The organism is Salinicola sp. MH3R3-1 (assembly GCF_001937155.1).
Lineage (GTDB): Bacteria > Pseudomonadota > Gammaproteobacteria > Pseudomonadales > Halomonadaceae > Salinicola > Salinicola halophyticus.
On sequence record NZ_MSDP01000004.1, the window covers coordinates 33,999 to 60,881 of the forward strand.

The following is a 26,883-nucleotide window of genomic DNA, read 5'->3' on the forward strand; positions in this document are numbered from 1 at the left end:
CGAGTGGGTTGGCTGGCGGGAAGCGGCGCGGCGTCTGATGGCCCGTCTTGCTGTCGAGGGTGCCATCTTTCGATGATGCTGGCGACGCCGACTCCCCGGCGAAAAATCCGGCGATTCTAGCAGTTTCGCCGTTAGGTTCCAGACAACGCCGGATTCGAGCGGCAGCGTGGCGGGACGGATGCGCGGTAATCGGACGGTAACTTATTGTTCATGTTGAGAAACTCCTGAGCGTGTTGTCGTTGTTGGAAATGTCGTGAATCGCTAGTGCGGGTCTGGCGGCGGGCATGGCCGGACCAGCAGTGCCGCCCGCGCATTCAGCTCGACGTTTGCATTGGGGAAGACCACCGAGAGCGGTGCGTCCTGCACGATGAAGGGCCCGCTATCTTGGTCGTCGGCGAGCGTTTCGCCGACGGCAAACTCGGTGAAGTTGGCGACGTCGTCGGCAAAGGCGAGGCGGAAGGTGTCGCTCGTGCGCATCAGTTCGTGAGCGACCTGGAAGAAGCGGAGATCATCCAGCTTCCCCGCTGTGGACGGACGCCCTTCGGCGAGGACGGCGAGCCACATTCGCATGCCGTTCAAGGCGTCGAGATCGTTGTCACCGAAAGGCCGCACCTTGCCCAGCTCGAGAGTATAGGCTTCGGCCGCATGGTAATGGCGCGAATAGTGGGAGAAGGTCCAGCTGTGTTGATGCTGGAACAATACGGCCTGCATACCCGCGGCCGCCAGCGATTGCCAACTCGACGAAGGCTGTATCTCTGACCGCGTCTGGGGCGGTTTCTCGACACGGGGCACCGTTTCCGTAAAGGGAACGACGGCAAAGCGCGGATAACGGCTGTCACGAATGGCGGTGTGCATGTCGAGATGCAGGCGGTGATCGGGATGTCTTGCAAAGAAATCGTCGACCGCCCGCATCAGCTCGCGCGCTCGTTCCGGCTCATCGCCTGTCTGATCGCCCGTCTGATCTCCCGTTTGATCACAATCCTGCCGGAACAGACGGTTGAGGTTGGTGGTGACGAAACGGCTCTGCGCGCGGATCGAAGGGATGTTGCCGAGGATGATCAGCAGCGGCGCGCCCAGCTTGAGGCGTCCGATCTCGAGCGCCGCGAGCAGCTCGCCGACCAGCTCGATGGGGGCGGTCTCGTTGCCATGAATACCGGCGGAGATCACCACGCTACGCGCGTCTGCGGCAACGACGTCCGGCGTCAGTTCGAGGATGCCCTCGCCGTGGATCCGATAACGCCCGCCGGTTAGACGACCCTCGTCCGAATTCTTCCGAAAGGAGGGGCTCGACGGGTCATCGCTTGAGACCGGCGCGTCGTCCAGTGTCGCCGTGAGCCACTTATCCAGCATGGTGGGCTCGCAGCGTCGGAAACGCTCGAATGACGAACGAGGACAAGGAGAACGGTGAGTTCGACACGGTAGACTCTCGCCAGTTTTCGGCTGCTATCAAGGAGCAGCCAGCTTACCCCGATCGCGGTCTCCGGCAAGCTGCCTCGTCGATACGCTGAAAAAAAGCGGTCCGATCTTGAAACCCAGGTGATGAAACCCGAGTGATGAAAGCCCGGTTCTCGACATTGTCGGCTGTGAAGTCTTCGTTCTTGTCTCCCGCTACGGAAAGGCGTCTTGCGGTGTTTGATCCGACAGGCCCGCGCGTCTCGCGGGCTTGCCAGCGTCATGCACGACACGCTCAGGTGTCCGTCAGGCTTCAAGCAAGCCCGCGAGTTCCGGTATAGAGGGTGTAGATCGAACGGCTGGCGGTCATCAGCAGCCGGTTGCGATGCTCGCCGACGAAACACAGGTTGGCGCACACCTCCGGCAGCAGGATGCGGCCGATGCGGTCCCCGTTCGGCGCAAAGATCGAGACGCCGTCATGACCCTCGCCGCCGGATGTCGCCGCCCATAGGTTGTCGTCCTGATCCAGGGTGATGCCGTCGTAGGTTTCGCTGTCCTGGCTCGACACCACGGTTTCGCGGTTGCTGAGTGACTGGCCGTCCTGGGAGAGCGCCCAGCGTGACACCGTGGCCGGCCGATCCGGAAAATGGGAAGGCGCGGTATCGCTGACGTAGAGCCGACGCTTGTCGCCGGACAGTGCGATGCCGTTGGGCTTGCCTAGTTCGTCGGAAAGCAGCTTCGGCGCTTCCAGCGTGTCGTCGACGTAGTAGATCGCCGGCTTGACCTCCAGCGGGCGCTTCTCGCCTTCATAATCGACATGGGCGCCGTAGCCGGGATCGGTGAAGATCACGCCGTCGTTGGGCAGGATCACCAGGTCGTTGGGGGCATTCAATGGTTTGCCCTGAAAGCGACTGGCGAGAACAGTGGTGGTGCCATCCCACTCGTAGCGTACGACCCGCGCCGGTGAATGCTCGCAGGCGACCAGACGGCCATGATGGTCGAAGGCGTTGCCGTTGGAGTGTCCGATGCCTTCGCGCAGCACGCTGACCTGACCGGTCATCTCGTCCCAGCGCATCTGCCGAGCGCGGGGAATATCGCTGAACACGGCGTATCGCCCGACGGCGTTCCAGGCAGGTCCTTCCAGCCACAGCCCCTCCGACCAGTGGCGCTCGAGCGGCGTATTGAAGACATAGTAGGGTTTGAAGCGATCATCCAGCACCTGCCACGCCTCGTCCGGATAGCGAGCGGGAGGCTCGGTTGCCGTCTGGGCCAGCAGGCTGGGCGAAAAGGCGACGGAGGCGCCGATCAAGGCAGAGTTGCGCAGTAGCTGTCGACGATCGAGAGTCATTGGGCGGCTCCAGGCTCAGGGTGCTGTTTACACTATAGAACGCCTGTCAGGGAGTGCGAGATAGGAGCCTTGAACGTCGACCAAAGCATGAGCATCGGGGCCGGGCCGCAGAGACATTCTTTGCGGCTATCGACTTCAGGTTCGGCCGGAAACCTCTCCAAGATTACCGGATCGCTGGCAATCGTCCGGATCCTGGGAGACTTGAACCAGTTCATTGACAGGGAACTCGAGTTCGCGGGCCTGGGAGATCAGAGCCGCATACGTGGGTTCGTCCAACGTCGGATCACGTGACAGTATCCACAGGTAGTCTCGATCCGGCCCCGCGACGAGCGCATGCCGATAACTGTCATCCAGCGACAGCACGCTGTAGCCGGCGTAGAAAGGACCGAAGAAGCTCACCTTGAGATGGCCGACATTGGGGTCTCCGGCGAAGCTGGCGCGGCCTTCTGCGCTTTCCCAGCGCTGTTCGACCGGATCGTAGCCACGGTTGATCACGCGAATGTCGCCGTCGTCACGGCGGCTGTACTCCGCCGTGACGCACTCGAGCCCTTCCTCGAAACCGTGGTCGAGACGGGCGATCTCGTACCATTGGCCCAGATACTGATCGATCTGGAAGTCGCTGACGGGCTGCGTTCCCTCGGGAACGCCCGTGCAACCGGCCAATAACGTGAACGGCGCGAGCCAGGTCAGACGGGGATAACGCGGGAGTTTGGTCGGCAACAGCATGAATATCTTTCCTTTTACGGCTGTTGCTGAGACTTCCGCGATGAGAAAAAGTTGCATTCACTACCCATTCGGCAACTTATCAGGCGTACGTGTCGTCATGCATCGTCACGCGGCGGTGTCGGCCGAATCAGAATCTCGTTGACATCGACCCGTTCCGGTTGGCTCAAGGCGTAGATCACGGCGTTGGCAATATCCTGCTCTTCGAGCGCCTGTTCGGGCGGCGAATCGAAAAACGGCGTGTCTACCATGCCGGGTTCGATCAGCGTGACGCGAATCCCCGAGCCGCGCAGCTCTTCTCTGAGATTGTGGCCGATACCGGTGACCGCCCATTTGGTGGCGCTGTACATCGAGCCCGCGATGGTGGTGCGCCCGGCGGCCGAGCCTGTCAGCAGCACGTGGCCGTGGCTCTCGCGCAGCGCCGGCAGCGCGGCCTGGATAGAAATACCGACGCCGTAGACGTTAGTCAGGATCATCGATTTCCAAACCTCGGCATCGGCGCCGCTGAAACCGCCGGGCGTTCCGCCCATGCCGGCGTTGGCAAAAAGCCCGTCGAGACGCCCGAAACGGGAGAGAGTCTGCGCCACGACCCGGTGCTGGTCCTCGGCGGAGGTCACGTCGCAACTGAGCGCCAGCGCGCGATTTTCGCCGAGGGAAGCCACCAGAGCGTCGAGCTTGTCCGTGTTGCGAGCGGCCAGGGCAACGCGGTAGCCCGCCTCGACCGCGAGCTTTGCGGTTGCCGCGCCAATGCCGCTCGAAGCGCCCGTGATCAAAATGACCTTGTCATGGGACATCGTCGATTCCTTTCGTCGTGAGCAATAACGACCGCCCCGAGAGGGGCGGTAAGTTCATCAACTGGCTTCCCGAGCTTCCATCTCGTGCCGATAGGTCTTGGCCAGGGAGACCTTTTCCGAGTCGCTCAGGGCGCGTCCTGCCAGCTGGAAGACTTCCTGCTCTTCTTCATCGAGGTGATGATTGACCAGATCTTGAAGCTTCTTGGCACTGGCCAGCCAGCCGGGAGAGTCGTACTCGGTCTCTTCTAGCGTCTCGATCAGCTCGTCGATCTCGTGATGCTCGGCAACGCTGTGACGCGCCTTCTCCTGCGTCATGTCGTGCTCCATCATCGGGATGTACAGCGCACGCTCTTCCGCGACGGCGTGATTTTCGAGTTCGGCGCGCACACGCTTGAACAGCTCGTCACGGCCTTCGCTGTCGCCGTGGGTCTTGACCAGAAGGTCCAGCAGGCGGCGCTGCTTGTCGTGACTTGCACGCAGGTCTTCAAAAAGCGTCATCTTCTTCATCCTTGTATCGCGGTCCTGGCGGGTGTCGGCAACGGGTCAGGGCCGCTGCCACAGATAAGGTTAGGTGATATGAACAGCGGCTGCTAAATCCTTCATCACTATCCTGTCGCAAGGGCAGTACGGCTTAAGTCGGATGTCCATGGCTCTCCAATTGTGTTTACTTACGTCAATAATATTATCAATAATATTGACGACGAGGATGCCATGGCAGACGAGCCTAACAACGAGCAACACGGCAATCAGCACGACAAGCCGGCTGACGAGCGACAGACCGGGCTCAATCAGGGCCTGGTGAACTACGGCGACGCCGGGTTTTCGCTCTTCCTGCGCAAGGCGTTCATCAAGGGGGCGGGTTACAGCGACGATGCGCTCAACCGTACTATCGTCGGCATCGCCAACACCGGCAGCGGCTACAATCCCTGTCATGGCAACATGCCGCAACTGATCGAGGCAGTGAAACGCGGGGTGATGTTGGAGGGGGGGCTGCCGATCGAATTTCCGACCATCTCGATCGCGGAGAGCTTTTCCACGCCTACCAGCATGTACCTGCGCAACCTGATGTCGATGGATACCGAGGAGATGATCCGCGCCCAGCCGATGGACTCGGTGGTGCTGATCGGTGGCTGCGACAAGACGGTGCCCGCCCAGTTGATGGGCGCCGCTTCGGCCAATCTCCCCATGCTCGAGCTGGTGACCGGCGCCATGCTCACCAGCGGCCACCGTGGCGTCCGTGTGGGCGCGTGTACCGACTGTCGCCGCTACTGGGGCATGTATCGCGGCCAGGAGATCGACGATCAGGAGATCGAAGAGGTCAACGCCAAACTGGTTGGCAGTGTCGGCACCTGCTCGGTTATGGGGACGGCAAGCACCATGGCGTGTATCAGCGAAGCGCTGGGCATCGCCTTGCCGGGCAGCGCCTCGCCGCCGGCGGTGACCGCGGATCGCATGCGCGTCGCAGAGGCGACCGGTCGACAGGCCGTGATCAACGCGCGAGCCCGTGTGACGCCGGACAAGATTCTGACCGAGAAGGCGTTCGAGAATGCGCTGCGGGTGCTGCTGGCGATCGGCGGCTCGACCAACGGGATTATTCACCTGACCGCTATCGCCGGACGCATGGGTATCGATATCGACCTGGCGGCTTTCGATCGGATGAGCCGCGAGACGCCGGTGCTGGTCGATCTCAAACCGTCGGGTCAGCACTATATGGAGGATCTGCATCGTGCTGGCGGGTTGCCGACCGTGCTGCGCGAACTGAAACCGCTGTTGCATCTCGACGCCATGACCGTGACCGGGCGCACGCTGGGAGAAGAGATCGATGCCGTGCCGGCTTTCGAACAGCAGGTGGTGCATCGCTTCGACTCGCCGCTCTATCCGGCCGGCGGGATCGCCTTCGTTCGCGGCAACCTGGCGCCCGATGGCGCGATCATCAAGCAGTCGGCGGCCGATGCCGGACTGATGGAGCACGAGGGCCGTGCGGTGGTGTTCGAAGACGCCGAGGACATGGCCGCGCGCATCGACGATCCGGCGCTGGACGTGACGGCGGAGGACGTTCTCGTGCTCAAACGGATCGGGCCCGTTGGGGCACCGGGGATGCCCGAAGCAGGTTATCTGCCGATCCCGCGCAAGCTGGCCCGGCAAGGCGTGCGCGACATGCTGCGAATCTCCGATGGTCGGATGAGTGGCACGGCGGCGGGGTCGATCGTGCTGCACGTGACGCCCGAAGCCGCCCTGGGCGGGCCGCTGGCGCTGGTCGAAAACGGTGACAGGATTCGTCTGAGCGTGAGCGAACGACGACTGGAGCTGCTGGTCGATGACGCAGAACTCGCGCGGCGCCGGGAAGGCTGGCGGCCGATTGCCCTGACCGCCGAGCGAGGGTATCGAAAGCTGTTTCTCGAGCAGATAACTCAGGCGGATCAAGGCTGCGATTTCACCTTCCTGCGCCCGCCGAACATCCAGCGTCGAGTACCGAAGTGATGGCGGTCCTCGAGGCCGATTATTCGTATCAACCGCCTTCCCGGAGCCGGTAGAGATGCAGATAACGCTCTTTCGAGGGCTGAAGATGCTGATAGCAGAGGCGGTGTAGCTCGGCGCGATCCTGCTGCTTGAGCGCGTCGATCATGGCAAGGTGCTCATCGCGAGCCAGCAGGATGGCCTGGCGATCGGTGGTACCGATGAAACGAATGGCGTGGGCCTTCTGCGCGAACTCATTGACCGTATCCGCAAGGTAGTCGTTGCCGCAGGCTGCGAACAGAGTGCGATGGAAGGCGATGTTGTGATGGAACACCGCGCGCAGGTCGCCGCTCTCCACGGCCGTACTGTGCTGGGACTGGATGGCGGTCAGCGCATCGATCAACGCGGGCGGGGCCGGCATCGGGATGCGATCCGCGGCGGCCTCTTCCAGCAGCTCACGCATGACATAGATCCCTTCCACCTCTTCGGGTGTGTAGGATTTGACGAAGGCGCCACGATTCTTGATCCGTTCTACAAGACCGGCGTTCTCGAGCTGAAACAGCGCCTGGCGCACCACATGGCGCTTGCCGGCGAAGCGCTGCATCAGGTCCTCCTCGACCAGTCTCTCCTTCGGGTGCACTCGATTCAGCACGATATCCTCTTCGATGGCCGAGACGATATCGGCGACGCTGACCGATTCGGCGGTCGCCTCTGCACGCTCGTCGGCGAGCCGCCGACCGCTAGCGGGGATGGTCGATTTAGCGATGTCTCGCGTTGGCATGAGCGTTTCCCATCATGATGAAGTTCCCGTCGATCGGTCGGCCATTGTCTGCAGCCGACTGGAGTGAGGCAAGTGGCGCTTCGACATGACTCCACCCGAATCACGAGCGAAACGTTCGGAATCGATTTTGCTGCGCCAATCTCCCGTATAACGCCAATTTTTCAGCTTTCAACACCGGTTTGTAGGACGTTAGTGCTTTAGTCTCTATTGGCGTCAATATTATTGACAATCTAATCGATAAATTAATACGTTCTTCTAGTCGCGGCAAGAACCGGCACGACAAGAACCGGCACGACAAGGACAGGTACGACAACGAATAAGCACGATAACGATAACCAGACTCCGTCAGAGAGGAATCGATCATGCACGCCAAAGCCCTTCGCCACTGGCTGACGATCACCGCCGTGGCCATCAGCCTGTCTCCCCTGGCGCAAGCCGCCGATTACGTGGGAGGCGATGAAGTCACCGTACTGCAGGGATTCAAACCGGGGGGCGGCAGTGACGCCCTGGCGCAACTGGTGCAGCCGCGCCTGAGCGAGATCCTCGGCGTCGATTTCGTCAACGAATACATGCCCGGCGCAACCGGCGCCATTGCGTGGACACGACTGGCCAAGCAGTCGCCCAAGGATGGCGGCACCATCAGCATTACCAATACGCCGATGCTGATGACCAACTACATCATGAACGACGCCATTACCTACAAGACCGACGAGTTGACCCCGATCGCCAATGTGGTCACCGACCCGGGCATCGTCGTGGTCAATGCCGACAGTCCTTACCAGACCATCGAGGACCTGCTCGAGGACGCCGAGAAGAACCCGGGCACGGTTACCATTGGCAATTCCGGCGTGGGGGGAGACGATTTCTTCACCACCATTTTGCTCGAGCAGGCCAAGGGTCTGTCGTTCAAGAAGGTTCCGTTCCAGGGTGACGGCCCCTCCGCGACGGCGGCCATGGGCGGCAAAATCGATGCCAGCTTCAACAACGTGGGCAACGTCTACGGCCAGATCGAGTCCGGCAATCTCAGGGCACTGGCGGTGTTTGCCGAGAAGCGGCTGACCAGCCTGCCGGACGTGCCCACCATGAAAGAGAAGGGCGTCGACGTGGTGGCCGGTTCCTCGCGCGGTTACAGCGCACCGGCGGGTATCCCCGACGAGGCTCGTCAGCAGTTGATCGAAGCGTTCCAGACCCTGGCCAAGGATCCCGATTTCCAGGCCCAGGCGGAAAAACGGGCCATGAATCTCGACGTCGTTACCGGCGATGACTACCGCGCCATGATCGACAAGATGGAGAGCGACTACCGCGACATTTGGGAATCGGTCAAGGACGAGGTCGGCCGCTGAGCGGCTGACGAACCATCGAGGAGGAGGGCGTCATGAATGTCAGTCGTTTGCTGCTGGGTCTGTTCGGCATCATCGTGGCCGGCGTCTTCTTCTTCGATGCCAGCCAATATCCTCGAGCCGCCGCCCAGATGCCGATGATCTATTCGGTGGCCGTGGCGCTGCTGTCGTTGGCGATGGTCGCCAGCGAGCTGCGTCTGCAGCGCCGTGCCTCGGCTTTTCGCGAGACAGAAGGCACTAAAGCGTATCAATCCGTAGCGACGGACGAAGCGAACGAAGTGCCGCCGGCGCCCAAGCGCTGGACCGCAGTCGCTGCCATTTTTCTGCTGGCGGTGGGGTACGTCGCGGTGATGACGACACTCGGCTACGTGCTGGCCACGGCGCTGTTCATGGCCTTGGCGCTGGCGATTCTGCGCACGGTGAAGTGGACCTTCGCGTTGATCGCGGGCGCGGTGCTGATCGCGATGATCTGTCTGGTGTTCGTGCAGTTCCTGGGCTTGCCGATTCCACTGCTGCCAAGCTTTTTATAAGCGCTCATCAAAGACAGCTTGTAAGCACTCGTCACAACCGGCGGCCCACCTTGCTCAAATCGAGCGCAGGAGAGTAGACGCGCATGGATTCCTCTTTGGTGATGATCGGGCTGACCAACGTGCTCAGCTTCAACAACATAGCCTGCATCCTTGGCGGGACGCTGCTGGGATTGTTCGTCGGGGCGATGCCGGGGCTGTCGGCAACGATGGCGTTGGCCTTGCTGCTGCCGCTGACATTCAGCTTCGACCCCGCGACCGGGCTGAGCATGCTGGCTTCGCTTTATGTGGGGGCGTCCTATGGCGGTTCCATCGCCGCGATTCTATTGCGCACGCCCGGTACACCGTCGGCGGCTGCCACCGTTCTCGACGGCTTTCCGCTCTCGCAGCAGGGCCGTGCCGGCGAAGCGCTGGGGGTGTCGCTGTTCGCCTCCTTCTTCGGCGGGTTGCTGAGTGGCATCGCGCTGCTGACGGCGGCGCCGCTTCTCGGCACGCTGGTGCTCGAGTTCGGCCCGGTCGAGCTGTTCGCGATCGCCGTGCTGGGCATCACGATCATCGGCTCGCTGGCCCAGGGCTCGGTCATCAGCGGTCTGCTCTCCGGCGGGTTGGGGCTGCTGCTCAGTACCGTCGGGATGGATCTGACGACGGGCACGCCACGGATGACGTTCGATCAGATCAATCTGTTCGGCGGGATCGATTTTACGGTGGCGCTGATCGGCTTGTTTTCGGTGCCCCAGGCGCTGACCCTGATCGAGAATTCGCACCAGGGTGGCAAGGTGGCGAGCCGCATCACCGATCGCTTGATGCCGCGGTGGAGCACCATCAAGCAGCTGATGCCCAATATCCTGCGCTCCAGCGGCATTGGCATCATCGTGGGGCTGATTCCCGGTACCGGTGGCGATACGGCCAGCTGGTTTGCCTATAACGAGGCCAAGCGCTTCGCCAAGGACAAGAGCCGGTTCGGCAAGGGAGAGATCGCCGGGGTCGCCGCGCCGGAGGCCGCCAACAATGCCGTGGTCGGTGGCGCACTGATTCCCACTATCGCACTCGGAATCCCGGGGAGCTCTTCCACTGCGATTCTGCTGGGGGCGTTGATGGTGCAGGGCATTCTGCCGGGTCCCAACCTGCTCACCGATTACGGCGATGTCACCTATACCCTGATCTGGGCAGTGATTCTCGCCAATATCGCGCTGCTGGTGGTGGGGCTGGCGTTCACCAAGATGAGCGTGTCGGTCACCAAGATTCCCGACGGCTTCATAGCCTGCGCGATTCTCACGCTCTGCATCGTCGGCGCGTTTGCCATCAACAACAGCCTGTTCGATGTCGGACTGATGCTGGGCTTCGGTCTGTTCGGTTATTGGATGAGCAAGGCGGGCGTCTCGCCGGCGCCGATGGTGATCGGTCTGATCCTGGGGCCGGTGATGGAAACCAGCTTCCAGCAGTCGATGCTGATCGGCAATGACAGCTTCGGCGTGTTTCTGGAGAGCCCAATTGCCACCGTTCTGCTGATCCTCGCGCTGCTGTCGATCTTGCAGGCGACACCGTTCTTTCGCTGGCTGCGCGTGCCGTTCAAGCGTCGCCTGAAACACGACTGATGCCTCGGCATGCCAATCACCCGGAGAGATGACCGATGACTCGAATTACCGATGTACAGGCGCGTACGGTCAATGTCGCGCTGGACAACCCGACCAGCTTTTCCAATCGTCAGGTATTCAAGCGCGATTACGCGCTGGTCAAGGTGACCGGCGACGACGGCGTCAGCGGTATCGGCTTCTGCTATGGAGGCAATAACGCCGGCCATCTGGTGACGCAGGCGGTGCGCGATCTGCTCAAGCCGGTTCTGATGGGGCAGGACACCCATCGCGTCGAAGGCCTGTGGCAGGAGATGTATCAGGAAAGCTTGCTCCATGGGCGCACCGGCTCGGTGATGCGGGCGCTAAGCATCCTCGACGTGGCGCTGTGGGACCGCAATGCTCGCGCTGCCAACCTGCCGCTTTACAAGTTCCTCGGCGCCAGCGACGAAGAGAGTGTGGCGGCTTACGCAAGCGGCGGCTATTACCTCGACGGCAAGACACCGGCCAAGCTGGCGGAGGAAATGACTGGCTATGTCGACAAGGGCTTCAAGGCGGTCAAAATGAAAGTGGGGCGCGAAGATCTGGCCGGCGAAGAGGCGCGCCTGGCGGCCGTTCGTGAGGCGATCGGCCCTGACGTGCTGTTGATGATGGATGCCAACAACGCCTGGCACGATCTGCCTTCGGCCCTGGCCTTCGCGCGGATGGCCGAGCCCTATTCGCCCTACTGGATCGAGGAGCCGTTCAGTCCCGACGACATCGACAACCATCGCCGTCTGGCCGAGCGCACGCCGATCCCGGTGGCGACGGGCGAGATCGAAGCCGGTCGCTGGCGCTTCAAGGAGCTGCTGGACAAGGAGGCGGCGATGATCCTGCAGACAGATGCGGCGGTCTGTGGCGGGATCACCGAATTCCGGCGTATCGCGGCCACGGCAGCGAGTTACGGCGTGGAAATCTGTCCGCACTGGTTCCATGATCTTCACGTGCATCTGGTCGGTTCGACGCCGAATGCGCCTTTCGTCGAATTCTTTGCCGACGATCAAGTGCTTAACTTCCGTAGACTGATCGATACGCAGCTGACCTTCAGCGACGGACGACTGCAGCTGCCGCAGACGCCGGGGCTGGGGTTCAATTTCGACGAGGAAGCGCTGGCGCGCTATGCCGCCGAGCCGTGGTCCTGAATCGATCGATAACCTGAATCAATCGATAGCCTGAATCGGCCGCCAACCTGCGGCGATCGGTAGTGACAACGGCGGGCCTTGGCCCGCCGTTCTCGCTACCTGCCACATGTCTATTTCATTTGTCCAACTTGAGGTCTGCGCCCATGTCGCCGAATGCGCCCTGCGGTACCGTATTGTCACCGGTCATCACGCCGTTTCGCGATGATCTCTCCCCAGATGCCGCGCGCTTCGTGGATCATTGCCGCTGGCTGATGGCCAACGACGTCGGCCTAGCGATCTTCGGCACCAACTCCGAGGCCAACTCGCTGTCGGTGCCGGAGCGCCGCGAGCTGCTCGATCACCTGGTCGCGGCGGGGCTCGACACGAGCCGTTTGATGCCGGGAACCGGCTGCTGCTCGATACCCGACAGCGTGGCGCTGACAAGTCATGCCGTGGCGCAGGGCGTCGGTGGTGTGCTGATGCTGCCGCCGTTCTATTACAAGGGCGTCTCGGAGGAGGGGCTGTTCCGGTTCTACTGCGAGGTGATCGAGCGGGTCGGCGACGAGCGGCTTCGTCTCTACCTCTATCACATTCCGCCGGTGGCGCAGGTTCCGATCGGCCTGGGGCTTATCGAGCGCTTGCTGAAGCGCTATCCCGAGGTCGTGGCGGGAATCAAGGACAGCTCGGGCGACTGGGCCAATACTCAGGCCGTCATCGATGCCTTCGGATCACAAGGATTCAAGGTCTATGCCGGTAGCGAACGCTTCCTGCTGCCGACGTTGCGGGCCGGTGGCGCCGGTTGCATCAGCGCGACGGCCAACGTCAATCCCCGCGCGATCTCGGCGTTGGGCGCCAGTTGGCAGGATGAAGACGCCGATGCGCGGCAGCAGGCACTCAATGAGATTCGCGATATCTTCGAAAGCGTGCCGATGATCCCGGCGCTCAAGGCCGCCACCGCGCATTTCAGCGGTGATTCCATCTGGGACCGCTTGCGGCCGCCGTTGGTCTCGCTCGATGACAGCCAGCGCGACAAATTGCTGGCCGCGTTGACGCAGCGCGGTTTCGGAATGCCAGGAGTCGCAGGGTAATCGTCGCTTTCGTATCCTCGATGTCTCTCTCCTGCGATAAGGATCACCCGTGACGCGCCAACAACGCCGCTTGTCTCGCATACGTAATTTCCTGGATCTCGAGCGCGCCGGTAAGCGCCATCTTCCGCGGCCGATTTACGGATACATCGCTAACGCAGCGGAAGATGGCAAGAGCCTGGCTGCCAACCGTGCGGCCTTCGACGACTACAATTTCCTGCCGCGGGCGCTGACCGATGTCTCCCGCATTTCGCTCGACACCGAACTGCTGGGCAAACGCTATGCTGCCCCGTTCGGTATCGCCCCCATGGGGATCAGTGCACTGTCCGCCTATCGGGGGGATCTAGCGCTGGCGCAAGCAGCGGCTCGGGCCAATGTGCCAATGATCATGAGCGGCTCGTCGCTGATCCCGATGGAAGAGGTGGCCGGAACCGAGGGCACTGACTGGTTCCAGGCCTATCTGCCGGGAGACAGGCCGGGCATCGAAGCGTTGATCACCCGTGTCGAGCGAGCCGGCTTCCGCAACCTCGTCATCACCGTCGACTATCCCGTTCCCCCCAACCCCGACAACAATCGGCGCAGCGGATTTTCATCGCCGATTCGTCCTAGTCTTCGCCTGGCGCTGGATGGCCTGGTCAAGCCGCGCTGGCTCTATGGCACGTTCTACAGAACGCTTCGCCACCATGGCATTCCGCATTTCGAGAATAATCACGCGACCCGGGGTATCCCGGTCATCTCTCGTCACGTCAATCGCGACTTCTCCGGCCGTACGCACCTCGACTGGGATTATCTCGCGTTGGTGCGGGAACGCTGGCCGGGTAACCTGATCGTCAAAGGCATTTTGCATCCAGAGGATGCCAGACGGGCCAAGGCGCAAGGTGCCGATGCGATCATCGTCTCCAACCATGGTGGCAGGCAGCTGGACGGTACGGTTGCTCCATTACGAATGCTTCCCGAGGTGATCGATGCGGTCGGCGATTTCCCCGTCATGATCGATAGCGGCTTCCGACGCGGCACCGATGTACTGAAGGCCCTCGCGCTGGGTGCTCGCTTCGTCTTCTTCGGCCGCCCCTTCAATTACGCGGCCGCCTACGCTGGCGAGGCCGGCGTCAGCCACGCGATTCGCTTGATGCAGGACGAGATCACGCGGGACATGGCCCTTCTCGGTATCACGGAAGTCCGGCAAATGGATATGAGTCGGCTTCGGAGAGCGCGTGACTGATTCGTTTCGCGACACGCTGCCTCCTCGACTGTCGCCAAAAGGCATCAATGACTAATATGACTAGTGGGCGAACTGCAACGACATGAGTATGCTGTGAAATCAGCGGCCTAAAGATATCGGGTGAGCGCTGGATTGCGGGACCCTGGCAGGGAAGTAAATGGAAAAGTAGCGGTCGGGAAAAGATGTGTTGCTGGAGGTTAACGCTTGCAGTTTGCGCAGCAAGATAATAGCCGTTGCTGCCTCCATTCCTGACCCGGTCGGCGTCCTGATCTGCCACCTTGCGCGATGAATTGAAGCGTCGTCGTTCGGTGTTTTCTGGGTTGAATCGATTTCGGATCGGGGTTTGTCTTTGACAATGGCAATGACAAAAGCACGCGGGTCGGGGAGTCATGACGCATGCGGCGGATGCTGACCGGTGGACTGCTGCTGCTCGCGCTTTTTTCGTTCAGCAGTCGTGGAGACGAGCTGGCGGTCATCGTCATTGCCAATCGCACCGTGCAGCAGTCGTCTCTGCCCCTGGAAACGCTCAGGGCCATCTTCGCGATGCGTCAGAGGACGCTGCCGGATGGACAGGCGGTACACGTCTTTGTCCTGCCCGATGATCATCCGGTTCATGAAGAATTTTCGAAGAAGATTCTCGGAGTTTATCCGCATCAACTACGATTAGCCTGGGATCGCGCGGTATTTTCCGGGACGGGTCAGGCACCCAATGAGGTGGAGGACGAGGCGGAGATGCTTGAATCCGTGGCGTCCACACCAGGCAGTATCGGGTATATCAAACAATCAAGCCTGAATGATCAGGTTCGGGTGCTCGACATTGAATAGATCGAATCCTTTACTCATCGTCGCTCACACGGCGGTATCCATACTGTGGGCTGCTAATGCCCATGCAATAGAAATTGCGGATACCTTCCAGGTTCACGGCTTCATGAGTCAAGCGCTCATCTTGACCGATCACAATGATTTTTTCGGCCCGAGTAGTGATGGAGGTGGGAGCTGGGAATATACCGAGCTCGGGCTAAACGCCTCTTTCCGACCCCTAGGTAATGTGCTAGTCGCAGGTCAGCTATTGTCAAGAAAAGCAGGCAGTGATGGTGATTTGAAAAACCCCGAGTTTGACTACGGGATTGTGGATTACCAATTTTTAACTCATAACCAAAGCACTATTGGCGCTCAATTTGGGCGATTCAAAAATCCATTCGGCCTTTACAACCAGACACGTGATGTGGCTGCAACACGGCCAAGCATTTTATTACCTCAATCCATCTATTTTGATCGGACTCGCACACCGGCTTTAACTGCTGATGGTGTGATGGGCTACGCAGAGCAGAGAATGAACAACAGCGTAGTACGCTTCCAGTTTGGTGTTGGTGAGCCCCGATTTGATAGTCAGGCTGCGGGCTCCTTACTAGGAAGAAGCGATTTAGGGACCTTTACTGGTAAGACCTCATATATTGGGCAAGCCAGATACGAGCATGACGGTGGAACGGTGGTGATGGCATTAACCAATGCTAACGTAAAGGCCAGTTTCAGCTCTGTTGAAAATGCTCCAGGCAATGGCGAGTTTTCTTTCGATCCCTGGATTTTCTCTTTTCAATATAACCAGGAAGAATGGTCTTTTACGACAGAGTATGCGCTTCGACCTATGAAAACTACTGGATTTGCCGAGCCATACGGCTACGACGTAACTGGAGAGAGTTGGTATCTCCAGTTTTCCAGGAAACTGACGGCAGACTGGGGGTGGCTACTACGATACGATTCATATACTGTAAATCGTGCAGATAGATCAGGGCGTAGTTTTGCGGCCCATACTGGGCAATCAGCATTTTCTCGTTATGCAAAGGACTGGACAACAGGGTTGCAATGGCAAGTCTATCCTAGAGTACTATTGTCTTCCGAGTTACATCATGTCGAAGGCACTGGCTGGTTGCCAGTGGTGAATGAGAATCCGGCTGATAGTCAAAGTAAGTATTGGAACATGTTGCTATTTCAAGCTTCTTATTTTTTCTAGATGATGCCCACATTAAGGCAAGCTAAATGCGAAATCGAAGGGGTGTGTTTCGGTTCAGTCTTAAGTGGAGGGCGTTGGCGTTTACTAGCCTTTTGTTATTGGCTCTGGCGAGTTTGGTTGCTTGGGTTAGTAATCATGCTTTAGTGAAACAATTTACGCAGACTCAAGATCATTTTTATGAAAGGCAAAGATATGAAGTTTCTTTAACATTACAAAGTTCTTCTGATTCAATGCGGCAGATAGCCAGCTTGCTTGCGGCCTCATCCAGTTTTAGTGACGCCCTACTTACAGGAAATTCGTCAATTATCGAGTCAGCTTTGAGGCCTCAGTGGCCTACCCTTCAGCTAGACGCGGGAATTGATAGTGTTGTGGTCTACGATAATAATGTAAAAAGAATTTTTTCTTTGGGGGATGGGAGGTCTTACAGTTATAGCGCGGCAAGTTCAAAGTGGTTGAAGAATGTTATTGAAACAGAGAAGCCAGACCGAAAATTGCTGTGTTATCAGGAATGCCGCCAATACGTTGCCGTCCCAGTTTTAGCGAATGGAACTGATGCCGGTATTATTGTGGTCTCAAGGTCGCTCGCCGATGTCACCCGGTATATGCAGAAAAGCTCTGGAAGTGAGGTTGCGCTATTAGTTAAATCCGTCAAGTTTAGTGACGGCTTCGATAATAGGTTTTTAAAGAGCTGGAATGCCGAGATAATTGCCCTGACTCATGAAGTGACTAGCCTTCCGTTATTTGAATCTATGTCTCAAGAAATTGATTTTGAAGAGATACAAGGTCAAGTAGGTCGATACACGGAAGCGGGTAGAATATTTGAAATTGTTGCTATTCCTATTGATAAAAATAGCCTCGAAAATCAAGAAAAGCTCGGTTATTTTTTGCTGATTTCTGATGTCACTGATCAGCTCTTATCAATTTCCAACTCAACGCATATGGTATTATTGATTGCGTTGGTGGGATGGTTGGCTGCAGAGTTTATTTTGTTTTCTATGTTGCGAAACAGGATGAATCGGCTGGGGTTTATTAGTCGGAAGCTTCCATTGCTAGCACAGCGCCAATATGATGTTATGCAGGATAGTGCTCTGCCCAAAAAAACGGTTTTTCATGACGAAGTAGATGTGTTAGAAAAGACGGCAATTGAACTCGCGGTCAAGCTTAAAGATATGGAAGGAGAAATTAGTGCTCGTGGGGCTGAGCTTGAAGGGCGAGTAAGAGAACTAGCGAAAGAGCGGGATTTCATTTCGGGTCTGCTTAATACGGCTCAGGTTTTAATCGTCATTCACGATCGAGGCGGGTGTATTACACTGACTAATGCATTTTGTAAGCATTTGACAGGTCTGGGCGATAATGAGTTGAATAGCTACGCTTTTCAAAATATCTTTGCGACTGATTTAGTTAATATTGATGAGTTTTTTGATAGTGGTGGCCAACAGGAAAGCAGGTTAGTCTCGAGCAATGGGGATGTCAGAGTTATCGTTTGGTACCACACGCCTCTTGATACTAGAAATGAAAATATTCATCAGGAGTTAATTTCTGTCGGTGTTGATATCACAGAGCGTAAATTGGCTGAAACGCGGCTCATGTGGTTGGCGAGTCGGGATTCATTGACAGAACTCTATAATCGACGTTTCTTTGAGGCGGAATTGGCAAGGGCGGTGACTCCTGACGCTTTTGGCGCAGTTCTTTACCTGGACCTGGATCGTTTTAAAGAAGTCAACGAGACGAGTGGCCATCAGTCCGGGGACCAGTTGCTAAGATTAGTAGCCACAGCACTCTCGGCATTGGGCCAGGGTAATATAGTGGCTCGTTTGGGAGGGGACGAATTTGCTATTTTACTTGAGCATGCATCGCAAGATAGTGCTGTTGCCATGGCTCAGCGAATAGCAAGTCACCTAGAGCTGAAAACATTACATGTCGAGGGGCGCACCCACCGTGCTAGCGCTAGCATAGGGATCGCGCTTTATCCTGATAATGGCGCCGCACCTGACGAACTGATGGCTAATGCTGACTATGCAATGTACATGGCAAAGGACGATGCTTCGCAGCGATGGCATTTGTTATCGCCAGAACAGCAGGGTCGGGAAGAAATAAAACAGAGAATCTACTGGGTAGAGACAATCCGTAATGCGTTGCTGAATGATGATTTTGAGCTTATGGTGCAACCCATTTTTCGTCTTGTTGATTTTGATGTTCAACATTACGAAGTACTTCTTAGGCTTAAAGGCGCCGATGGAATGCTGTTGTCTCCCGGCAATTTTATTCCAATTGCAGAAAAAAGTGGACAGATCGTAGCGATTGATAGATGGGTTTTGCTAAACGGGATTCGTTTAATGTCGAAATTGGCGGGTACTACGGCTAATTTAGCAATCAATTTATCGGGTCAGTCATTGCATGATAGTGATTTGACGAATTTTATGCAGAGCCAGCTCGATCTCTATAAAGTGGATCCTAGGAGATTAATTGTTGAAGTGACGGAGACTGCAGCAGTAACCGATTTCACCTCTGCCCGAGGGGTGCTTGAGAGTATTCGAAAGCTTGGTTGTAAAGTCGCTTTGGACGATTTTGGCGTTGGCTTTAGTAGCTTTCACTATCTGGGGCAATTTCCTGCGGACTATATAAAGATAGATGGGTCTTTTATTCAGCAACTACCCTCTAGCGAAGAGAGTCAGCTGATTGTCAAGGCTATCGTGGATATTGCAAAGGGTATGGGGAAAAAGACCGTTGCTGAGTTTGTCGATAGGGCAGAGTTATTACCTTATCTTAAAGCCTATGGCGTGGACTATGTCCAAGGTTTTTACTTTGGAAAACCTTCCACGGTTGCAAATACAATATTCGAGAGTAAATGAGGGATTTGAGGTGTCAGATGATTTTTTTAGTGTTTTCAGGATTGTATTTGCAGCCACAGAAGATGAGCGGAGACAAGCCTTTTTACTCAGACATCAGGTGTATTGTGAAGAGTTAGGTTATGAACCTATTGATAAAAAAAATCAAATTGAGACGGATGAATTCGATCGTCAATCTTTACATTGTCTGATAGAGCATCGGGTGACGGGTCTGACTGCAGGTTGCATGCGAATCGTATTTCCTGATCGCGTAGGTGTTGACGGCTATCGTCTGCCAATCGAGGAGCATTGCCGTGAACATGGCATTGGTATCAACGTTGGTTTTAATATTCACCCGGACTCTCTCTGCGAAATTTCCCGTGTCGCTATTCCCCGCTATTTTCGCTCGGGAAAGTTTGACGAAAGTGCTTTAAGTTATCTCGGAAATTTTGTCTTTTCTGATCAAGAGAGACGCCTTTTTCCTCTTATCGGTATTAGTCTTTTTTTGTGCGCGACAGCTTTTACGGGGCTAATCAAACGTCATCATGTTCTCGCTATGATGGAAAATCGTTTTCAACGTCTGTTAGCAAGGTCCGGGATAACATTTTCTCAGGTTGGAGGCTCGATCGAATTTCGAGGACGACGAGCTGCTTTCTATATTGATCAGCGGTGCGCAGAAAAAGAAATGCGGGATTCGATTAGACCACTTTATCGTTCAATTCAGGGTGAGCTATCACGGCAATTTCTTGAAAAAGGCGGGCGAAGCAAGAATTCGGCTGAACATGTGCTGTGTAAGACATCGATCTGAGCCGAGCTGAGTAGCGGCTCGGGCAGGTTGCATCTAGCGCGTAGAAGCCATTTCCGCATGCGGCGGCGATCCATATCGCCGCCGCCGTTCCGTTAACCGATCGCTCTGGCAATCTGCTCGCCCAGACTCCGGGTCGTGCCTTTTCCCTTCAGATCCGGCGTCAGCGTGGACTTGTCATCGCTTGCCAGCACTTCCTCGATCGCGCTGACCATCGCGTCACCGGCTTCCTTGTAACCAAGGTGCTCGAGCATCATCGCGCCGCACCAGATCTGGCCGATGGGATTGGCGATACCCTTGCCGGCGATGTCCGGGGCGCTGCCGTGAACCGGTTCGAACAGGCTGGGGAACTTGCCTTCCGGGTTGATGTTGGCCGAGGGCGCCACGCCAATGGTGCCGGTACAGGCGGGGCCCAGGTCGGAGAGAATGTCGCCGAACAGATTGCTGGCGACGACGACGTCGAACCAGTCCGGATGCAGCACGAAGTTGGCAGTCAGAATATCGATGTGGAACTGGTCGACGCTGACGTCCGGGTAGTTCTTGGCCATCGCTTTCACGCGCTCATCCCAGTACGGCATGGTGATCGAGATGCCGTTGGACTTGGTCGCGGAGGTCAACTTCCGGCGCGGACGGCTCTGGGCCAGTTCGAAGGCATATTTCAGCACCCGGTCGACCCCGGTGCGGGTCATCACGGTCTCCTGCATCACCGTCTCGCGCTCGGTGCCTTCGAAGATCTTGCCGCCGATGCTCGAATACTCACCCTCGGTATTTTCGCGAACCACGTAGAAGTCGATATCGCCTGGTTCGCGATCGGCCAGCGGGCTCTTGATACCCGGCATCAGGCGGCAGGGGCGCAGGTTGATGTACTGATCGAAGTGGCGCCGGAACTGCAGCAGCGAGCCCCACAGCGAAATATGATCCGGCACCTTGTCCGGCCAGCCCACCGCGCCGTAGAAGATGGCGTCGAAGCGCGACAGGGTTTCGAACCAGTCGTCCGGCAGCATCTTGCCGTGCTCGAGATAGTAGTCGCAGCTGCCGAACTCGAAATGCTCGAACTCCAGCTCGATATCGAAGCGTTTGGCGGCCGCCTCCAGCGCGCGCAGCCCTTCCGGAACCACCTCGATACCGATGCCGTCGCCGGCGATCACGGCAATCTTGTGGGCCTTTTTCTGGGCTTTCTGTTGAGCCATGGTCGAGTTACCTCATGAAGTCGATGAGTTGCTGGAAGACCGCATCTGGTGCTTCCTCGGGAAGATAGTGGCCGCAGGGCAGGGCGCCGCCCTCGACGCTGTCGTGAGAAACGGCACGCCACTCGGCGAGCGCGTCGAAGCAGCGTTCGATGGTGCCGAATTCGCCCCAGAGTACGTTCAGCGGTACCAAGAGATGTCGCCCGGCGTCGCGGTCGGCACGGTCGTGCTCCAGATCGATGGTGCGGGAGGCGCGATAGTCTTCACACAAGCCATGGGCCGCACCGGGAAGTGCCAGGCAGCGCTGATACTCGGCAATGGCGCGAGGATCGAATGGGCCCAGGCCGGCATGGCGGCCGCCCATGATCCGGGTGACATAATCGCCGGGCGCCGCTTCGATCCAGGACTCCGGTAGCGGCGCGGGCTGAATCAGAAAGAACCAGTGCCAGTAGGCAGTGGCGAAAGTCAGATCGGTGGCCTCGTACATCGCCAACGTCGGCGCGATATCCAGCACCATTAGTTTGATTACCCGATCGGCGTGATCCAGCGCCAGCCGATGCGCGACCCGACCGCCACGATCGTGGCCGCAGAGAAAGAATCGCTCGAACCCCAACGCCTGCATGACCGCGATCTGATCCAGCGCCATCCGACGCTTGCTGTAGTTGGAATGATGTTCTTCACCCGCTGGCTTACCAGAATCACCATAGCCGCGCAGATCGGTCGCGATCACGGTGTAGTGTTCGGCGAGCCTGAGGGCGAGAAGATGCCAGATGACATGGGTCTGCGGGTGACCGTGGAGCAGCAAAAGGGGCGGGCCTTCGCCGCCGATCACGCCATGAATGGCGACGTTGTCTTCCACCTCGATATCGAATTCGCGAAATCCCTCGAACATCGGCTTGGCCTCGGCTTGGGTTTCTTTCTGCGCTGACTTCAGTGTAGCCACTGAACGGCTCGGGATAATCGGGCTAGAATCGAAGCGACTGTTTCGCTCAAGTGGAGAATCTCATGTCGCCGGTCGATGATCTGGCCTTCTTTCAGCGGGTCGCCCAGGCAGGCAGTTTGACCGGTGCGGCCCGGGAGCTGGGTCTCTCCCTGTCCGCCGTCAGCAAGCGTTTGCAGCAGCTGGAGTCGCGGCTGGGCGTATCGCTGGCCGCGAGGACGACGCGGCGACTGGCGCTGACGGCGGAAGGGGAGCGCTACCTCAAACGCGGCGCAATGATTCTCGATGACCTCGGCGATCTGGAAAACTCGTTGAGAGATCAGAGCGCTGCGTTGTCGGGTCGGCTGAGAATCAACGCCACGTTCGGCTTCGGCCGGCGCCACGTGGCCCCGCTGATCTCGCGTTTTGCCGCGCTTCATCCCCAATTGGAGCTGCTGCTGGAGTTGACCAGCTTCCCCGCGGGGCTCGACGAGCAGGGGTTCGATATCAACATCCGTGTCGGTGAACCGCCGGAATCGCGCTGGATAGCCAGACGCCTGCTCGCCAACCGCCGCGTTCTCTGCGCGGCGCCCAGCTATCTGGCGCAGGCGCCGAAGCTTGAGCGGCTGGAGGATCTGGCACGGCATCGCTGCCTGATCGTGCGCGAAATCGATAGTGACTATTCGTTGTGGCGGTTCGAGGCCACCGACGAGGCGCGCACCCCGCGCGCCATTCGCGTTCAAGGCCGGCTTGCCAGTAACGATGCCGAAGCCATGACTCGGATGGCGCTGGACGGCCATGGCGTGTTGCTGCGGTCCTGGTGGGACGTTCACGAGCATCTGGCGCGGGGCGAGCTGGTGGCATTGCTGCCCCAATGGCAGGGGATCCGCGCCGACTTCCACCTGCTCTACGCCGAACGCGCGCGGGACAGCGCCCGAATCCGGCAGTTCGTCGATTTCATGGTGAACGAAATGAAAGGGCGCGTGCCGCCACTGCCTTGATGGCCGAGGGCCAGCAGCGCGGAATGCCAGACCACCGGACAAAAACTTCCGGGAGAAATTTTTGACGTCGCGCCAGCGACGGCCCGAAGGGTGACTGCCAGGGATACGTCAGGGATAGTAGGGCACAAAAAAATGCCTACCAGGGGATGGTAGGCAAGTAAGGGATCATTCAAGGGAACACTGACTCAGAGTGCGGCCTGCTCCCTTTAGTTCCACGAGGTTTCAAAAAAATCGCCATCAATTTGTAACGGTTTTTTGCTGTCACCGTTGACGCTTCGAGCGTCGATGCTTTCGCTCGATCCTTCCGCATCGACGTTACAGCGAGAACGCCGATTTCACCGCCGGCCATGCGGGCTGGTCATCCTGCGTCTTCACACCCTTCATCATGGCTTCGACGCGATCCGGATGGTCTTCGATCCAGGTCTTGGCGACCTCTTCCATCGATTTTTCTTCCTGGCCGTACTGCTTGATCATCCAGCTCTGTTCTTCGGCAGAGAACGAGAACTGATCGAAGAAGGTCACCAGGTTGGGGTTGGCCTCGGCGTAGTCGCTCGCCATCAGCGTGCGCACGTCGCTGGCGCCGTTGCCCTCGCCGAACAGATTCTTGGAGTCGTCGAGATACTGCATCGGCAGTTCGAGGTTCATCCAGTGCGGCGTCCAGCCGACCCAAATGATGGGCTCCTCGTTGGCGATGTGGCTCTTGGCCGCGCTCAGCATGCCGACCGTGCTGGTATCGATCAGCGTCCAGTCGCCCAGGCCCCAGGTATCCTCATCGATCGCCTTGTTGAGAATCTCGCTGGCAGCAGAGCCGGCGCCGAAGCTATAGATTTCGCCGTTGAACTCGTCGCGATGCGCATCGAGATCGGCGAACGACTTGATGCCGCTGTCGTAGACGTAGTCGGGCACGGCCAGCGTCATCTGCGCCCCGGTCACGTTGGTCGCCAGTCGGGTGATGCTGCCGTCGTCTTCCAGCGGTTCCAGCATCGGATTCTGCGCCGGCAGCCACGCGCCTAGGAAGACATCGACATCGCCCGTGTCGAGACCCTGGTAGATCACCTGCAGGCCGATGTCCTGAGCCTTGCTCTGGTAGCCCAGCGGCGCCAGCAGCTGATGGGCAATTTCAGTCTTCACGGTAATGCCGGGCCACGCCGGCACACCGAAGTTGATCTGCTTGTCAGCCGCCATCGCCGAGCTGGCGGTGGTCAGTGCGAAGCCGGTTCCAAGCAGCAGTCCGGTGGTCAGCGTCAGGGCGGAAATCGTCGTCGGTCGTTTCATTTATTGTCTCCTGTCGTTCCCTCAATTGGCGTATCCCATCGCGAGCGCCTGCTTTCCAGCCAACGAGCGCTGTCCGGCCGCGACGCGTGGGGGATACACGCAGAAAAGCCGCCCGGCCATGAATTCATGGCGTGGGCGGCTTGTATCAACGCCGTGCTGATCGTCGGCTCACCGAGACAGCACCCGTAGATGTGATTGCAGCATGTCCAGGTCCAGATAGGTACCCTGGAGATGACGCTTGCCGGTATTGGGGTCGAAGGCGTTGCGACCGTGCAGTACGCGGCGATTGTCGAAGGCGATCATCTGGCCCGGCTCGAGCGTCAGTTCGACCCGACGTTCGGGGCGGCGCAGGATCTGCCAGAAGGCTCGATAGGCCTCGTACCACGCTTCGATCCGATCCGCCGGCAGGCTCAGCGTGTCGCGAATCCAGTTGTTGAACCGGATCTCGCGCGGGCGGCCGTCGCCGTCCAGGTCGATTACCGGTTCGCGCACGGCGATATCATGGCCATCGTCCTGGAAGCGGAAGTCGATCGGCGTTTCCGACAGCACCCGGAAGGCCTCGGGGTTTTCCTCGCGCAGAATCTCGGCGACCGCGAAGCCGTCGGCAAAGCTGGACTCACCGCCTTCGGCATCGTTCTCCAGGCAGTAGAGCAGCTGGATGTCCGGCGGCTGGCGCCAGTTGGGCAGGTCGGTATGCAGCTCGAGACCGATCGCCGTATAGGCCGCGTTGTTGGGGTTGGGAACCGAGCGCACGTCGAAGCGGCCGCCGAAGTTGGTCGAACGCATCGGCCCGATGCTTTCGGCGATGCGCGATACCTCTTCCAGCTCGCAGGGGCCCTGATCGAGCATGACCAGGCCGTCGCGCAGCAGGGCGCTGGCCCAGCGGCTGCGGCCGTCGCCGTTACCGACGAAATCGGCATGGCTGACATGCGCCGGCGTGAACGCCTCGACCCAGGGCGTCGCCGTGGGCAGCAAGGTCGTCAGCTCGTGACCCGGGCAGCGTTGGTGCAGCCAGCCGGCGTCGAAGCGTGACACGTGGCCGTCCTGCCAGGTCAGCGTCAGCGAGCGGTCATCGAACTCAAAGGCTGCCAGCGCCTCGTCAGTGGCGAAGCGCTCCCAGAGAGGGTCGTCGAGCAGCTTGTAGAGACGCTCACGGGTCAACGGGTGGCGGCACTGGTCGCAGGCGCAGTGGTCGCGGAGCCACATCAACGGGAATTGACCGGTGCGGCCATCGGACCAGGCCAGCGTCAGACGTCGAACTTCCTGGACGGCGCTTTCCAGCGCAGCGTCCGTGGCGCCGTTGCCCTGGCGGTAGCGGCGCAGTTCCGCCATGTCGATGGGCGTCTCGCCATGATGATCGGTCAAAGCGTCGTTGAAGGCGTTAGCGGATGACAAAAGGGCACTTCCTCGATGGCGGGAATTACCATCTCTGTTAGTAACGTGTGTTATTGCGTGTCACTAGGATGCGGATTGCGTCGGAACATGACAAACGATTAATCTGGCTGCTAAGACCAAGCTTGGCTAATGAGCGGCTTTGCCTCTTGGACCAACGGATGATTTTGGGAGCGTCATGTCGGACTTACCGCCGGTGCTGTGGCTGCAGGCGTTCGAAGCCGCGGCGCGAACCTTGAGCTTCACCGAGGCCGGGCGCGAACTCGGCGTCACCCAGTCGGCGATCAGCCAGCGAATCCGGCTACTCGAGGATCGCGTCGGCCAGTCGCTGTTCGTGCGTTACCCACGCAGCCTGGCGCTGACGCCGGCCGGGCAGGCGTGGTTGCCCAGCGTCCAGGGCGCGTTCACCCGTCTCGCCGAGGGCACCTCGGAAGTCTTCGGCCCCAGCCCCGGCGCCCCGGTGACGTTACGCGCCACGCCGGCGATGCAGCAGACCTGGCTGGCGCCGAGGCTGATTCATTTCCAGCAGATGCACCCCGACATTACGCTACGGCTGGTCAGCGCGATCTGGGCGGACGATTTCGGCGCCGAGGGTGCCGACCTGGAAATTCGCTATGGTCATGGCGATTGGAACGACGTGACGGCGGAATGCCTGGGCGAAGAGCGACTGCTGCCGGTCTGTTCCCGAGCGCTGGCGGCGGAGCTCCTCACGCCCGAGGATCTTGCCGGCAAGACGCTGCTGCATGCCGCCGGATTCGCCGCAGGCTGGCCCCGCTGGCTGGTGGAAGCGGGATTCGCCGGACTCGAGCATCGTTGCCAGGCGATGATCTGCGATACGCACGTGACCACACTGGCACTGGCTTCCTACGGTGGCGGCGTCGCGCTGTCGCATCGGCGCCTGCTCGAGGCCAGCCGAGATCTGGTCGCGCCGTTCGATCTGGATATGGCGACGGATGAAGCATTCTGGCTGGTCCGCCCCAGCCGACGCCAGTTGCGGCCAGCGGCGACGGCACTGTGGGACTGGCTGTCCCAGACCAGTGAATCCCCGCCGTAAGTCTCTCGAAT

Annotated in this window: 23 protein-coding genes; 13 read left to right on the top strand and 10 right to left on the bottom strand. The window is 58.8% G+C overall.

The features are described from left to right. Positions 1–261 precede the first annotated feature (261 nt). The 5 genes from BTW08_RS02740 to BTW08_RS02760 form a co-directional block, all read right to left on the bottom strand. Positions 262–1,350: a succinylglutamate desuccinylase gene (locus BTW08_RS02740; RefSeq protein ID WP_075560991.1), complete on the bottom strand. Its 1,089-nt coding sequence runs from the start codon at positions 1,348–1,350 to the stop codon at positions 262–264. Between the two features lie 355 nt (positions 1,351–1,705). Continuing rightward, a complete protein-coding gene (locus BTW08_RS02745) occupies positions 1,706–2,740 on the bottom strand; it encodes an SMP-30/gluconolactonase/LRE family protein (protein WP_075560992.1) in 1,035 nt (344 codons plus the stop codon). A gap of 135 nt (positions 2,741–2,875) precedes the next feature. After that, complete coding sequence (locus BTW08_RS02750) at positions 2,876–3,466, bottom strand: lipocalin family protein (protein ID WP_075560993.1); 591 nt, start codon at positions 3,464–3,466, stop codon at positions 2,876–2,878. A gap of 95 nt (positions 3,467–3,561) precedes the next feature. After that, positions 3,562–4,257: an SDR family oxidoreductase gene (locus BTW08_RS02755; protein ID WP_075560994.1), complete on the bottom strand. Its 696-nt coding sequence runs from the start codon at positions 4,255–4,257 to the stop codon at positions 3,562–3,564. A gap of 57 nt (positions 4,258–4,314) precedes the next feature. Then, a complete protein-coding gene (locus BTW08_RS02760) occupies positions 4,315–4,755 on the bottom strand; it encodes a hemerythrin domain-containing protein (RefSeq protein ID WP_075560995.1) in 441 nt (146 codons plus the stop codon). Positions 4,756–4,968: 213 nt separating this feature from the next. Here BTW08_RS02760 and BTW08_RS02765 point away from each other — a divergent pair, with 213 nt between their 5' ends. After that, the gene (locus BTW08_RS02765) at positions 4,969–6,738 is read left to right on the top strand and encodes an IlvD/Edd family dehydratase (RefSeq protein WP_075560996.1); all 1,770 of its coding nucleotides are present in this window, start codon (positions 4,969–4,971) and stop codon (positions 6,736–6,738) included. 28 nt (positions 6,739–6,766) lie between these two features. On the opposite strand, the gene BTW08_RS02770 is transcribed toward BTW08_RS02765, so the two are convergent. Further along, positions 6,767–7,495, bottom strand: a complete 729-nt coding sequence (locus tag BTW08_RS02770) for a GntR family transcriptional regulator (protein WP_083627646.1) — start codon at positions 7,493–7,495, stop codon at positions 6,767–6,769. A gap of 362 nt (positions 7,496–7,857) precedes the next feature. On the opposite strand from BTW08_RS02770, the gene BTW08_RS02775 reads away from it, so the two are divergent. The 10 genes from BTW08_RS02775 (at position 7,858) to BTW08_RS02820 (ending at position 20,047) form a co-directional block, all read left to right on the top strand. Then, positions 7,858–8,838, top strand: a complete 981-nt coding sequence (locus tag BTW08_RS02775) for a tripartite tricarboxylate transporter substrate binding protein (protein WP_083627647.1) — start codon at positions 7,858–7,860, stop codon at positions 8,836–8,838. A 32-nt stretch (positions 8,839–8,870) separates the two neighbouring features. Continuing rightward, the gene (locus BTW08_RS02780; protein ID WP_075560997.1) at positions 8,871–9,365 is read left to right on the top strand and encodes a tripartite tricarboxylate transporter TctB family protein; all 495 of its coding nucleotides are present in this window, start codon (positions 8,871–8,873) and stop codon (positions 9,363–9,365) included. Positions 9,366–9,448: 83 nt separating this feature from the next. Continuing rightward, the gene (locus BTW08_RS02785; RefSeq protein ID WP_075560998.1) at positions 9,449–10,957 is read left to right on the top strand and encodes a tripartite tricarboxylate transporter permease; all 1,509 of its coding nucleotides are present in this window, start codon (positions 9,449–9,451) and stop codon (positions 10,955–10,957) included. Between the two features lie 35 nt (positions 10,958–10,992). Further along, entirely contained in the window at positions 10,993–12,114 is a 1,122-nt protein-coding gene (locus tag BTW08_RS02790; protein WP_075560999.1) for a mandelate racemase/muconate lactonizing enzyme family protein, read from the top strand. A 143-nt stretch (positions 12,115–12,257) separates the two neighbouring features. Next, positions 12,258–13,181 carry a dihydrodipicolinate synthase family protein gene (locus BTW08_RS02795; protein ID WP_075561000.1) on the top strand — a complete coding sequence of 308 codons (924 nt, stop codon included), beginning with the start codon at positions 12,258–12,260 and terminating at the stop codon, positions 13,179–13,181. Positions 13,182–13,230: 49 nt separating this feature from the next. After that, complete coding sequence (locus BTW08_RS02800; RefSeq protein WP_075561001.1) at positions 13,231–14,400, top strand: alpha-hydroxy acid oxidase; 1,170 nt, start codon at positions 13,231–13,233, stop codon at positions 14,398–14,400. A gap of 396 nt (positions 14,401–14,796) precedes the next feature. After that, positions 14,797–15,225 (top strand): hypothetical protein, encoded by a 429-nt coding sequence (locus tag BTW08_RS02805; protein ID WP_075561002.1) that lies wholly within the window; start codon positions 14,797–14,799, stop codon positions 15,223–15,225. Positions 15,226–15,328: 103 nt separating this feature from the next. Continuing rightward, a complete protein-coding gene (locus tag BTW08_RS02810) occupies positions 15,329–16,411 on the top strand; it encodes a hypothetical protein (RefSeq protein WP_075561149.1) in 1,083 nt (360 codons plus the stop codon). Positions 16,412–16,485: 74 nt separating this feature from the next. Next, the gene (locus BTW08_RS02815) at positions 16,486–19,263 is read left to right on the top strand and encodes an EAL domain-containing protein (RefSeq protein WP_168170626.1); all 2,778 of its coding nucleotides are present in this window, start codon (positions 16,486–16,488) and stop codon (positions 19,261–19,263) included. A 10-nt stretch (positions 19,264–19,273) separates the two neighbouring features. After that, a complete protein-coding gene (locus BTW08_RS02820; protein ID WP_075561004.1) occupies positions 19,274–20,047 on the top strand; it encodes a PEP-CTERM/exosortase system-associated acyltransferase in 774 nt (257 codons plus the stop codon). A 92-nt stretch (positions 20,048–20,139) separates the two neighbouring features. On the opposite strand, the gene BTW08_RS02825 is transcribed toward BTW08_RS02820, so the two are convergent. Both BTW08_RS02825 and BTW08_RS02830 read right to left on the bottom strand, forming a co-directional pair. Then, positions 20,140–21,234 carry a tartrate dehydrogenase gene (locus BTW08_RS02825; RefSeq protein ID WP_075561005.1) on the bottom strand — a complete coding sequence of 365 codons (1,095 nt, stop codon included), beginning with the start codon at positions 21,232–21,234 and terminating at the stop codon, positions 20,140–20,142. A 7-nt stretch (positions 21,235–21,241) separates the two neighbouring features. After that, positions 21,242–22,123: an alpha/beta hydrolase gene (locus BTW08_RS02830; RefSeq protein WP_075561150.1), complete on the bottom strand. Its 882-nt coding sequence runs from the start codon at positions 22,121–22,123 to the stop codon at positions 21,242–21,244. Between the two features lie 113 nt (positions 22,124–22,236). On the opposite strand from BTW08_RS02830, the gene BTW08_RS02835 reads away from it, so the two are divergent. Continuing rightward, positions 22,237–23,151, top strand: coding sequence for a LysR family transcriptional regulator (locus BTW08_RS02835; protein ID WP_075561006.1), 915 nt, complete (start codon positions 22,237–22,239; stop codon positions 23,149–23,151). 315 nt (positions 23,152–23,466) lie between these two features. Here the strand turns inward: BTW08_RS02835 and BTW08_RS02840 are convergent, their stop codons facing one another. Both BTW08_RS02840 and BTW08_RS02845 read right to left on the bottom strand, forming a co-directional pair. After that, positions 23,467–24,336: an ABC transporter substrate-binding protein gene (locus BTW08_RS02840; protein ID WP_246837631.1), complete on the bottom strand. Its 870-nt coding sequence runs from the start codon at positions 24,334–24,336 to the stop codon at positions 23,467–23,469. Between the two features lie 258 nt (positions 24,337–24,594). Next, positions 24,595–25,821 (bottom strand): TauD/TfdA family dioxygenase, encoded by a 1,227-nt coding sequence (locus BTW08_RS02845; protein ID WP_075561008.1) that lies wholly within the window; start codon positions 25,819–25,821, stop codon positions 24,595–24,597. 175 nt (positions 25,822–25,996) lie between these two features. On the opposite strand from BTW08_RS02845, the gene BTW08_RS02850 reads away from it, so the two are divergent. Continuing rightward, positions 25,997–26,872 carry a LysR substrate-binding domain-containing protein gene (locus BTW08_RS02850; protein WP_075561009.1) on the top strand — a complete coding sequence of 292 codons (876 nt, stop codon included), beginning with the start codon at positions 25,997–25,999 and terminating at the stop codon, positions 26,870–26,872. Positions 26,873–26,883 lie beyond the last annotated feature (11 nt).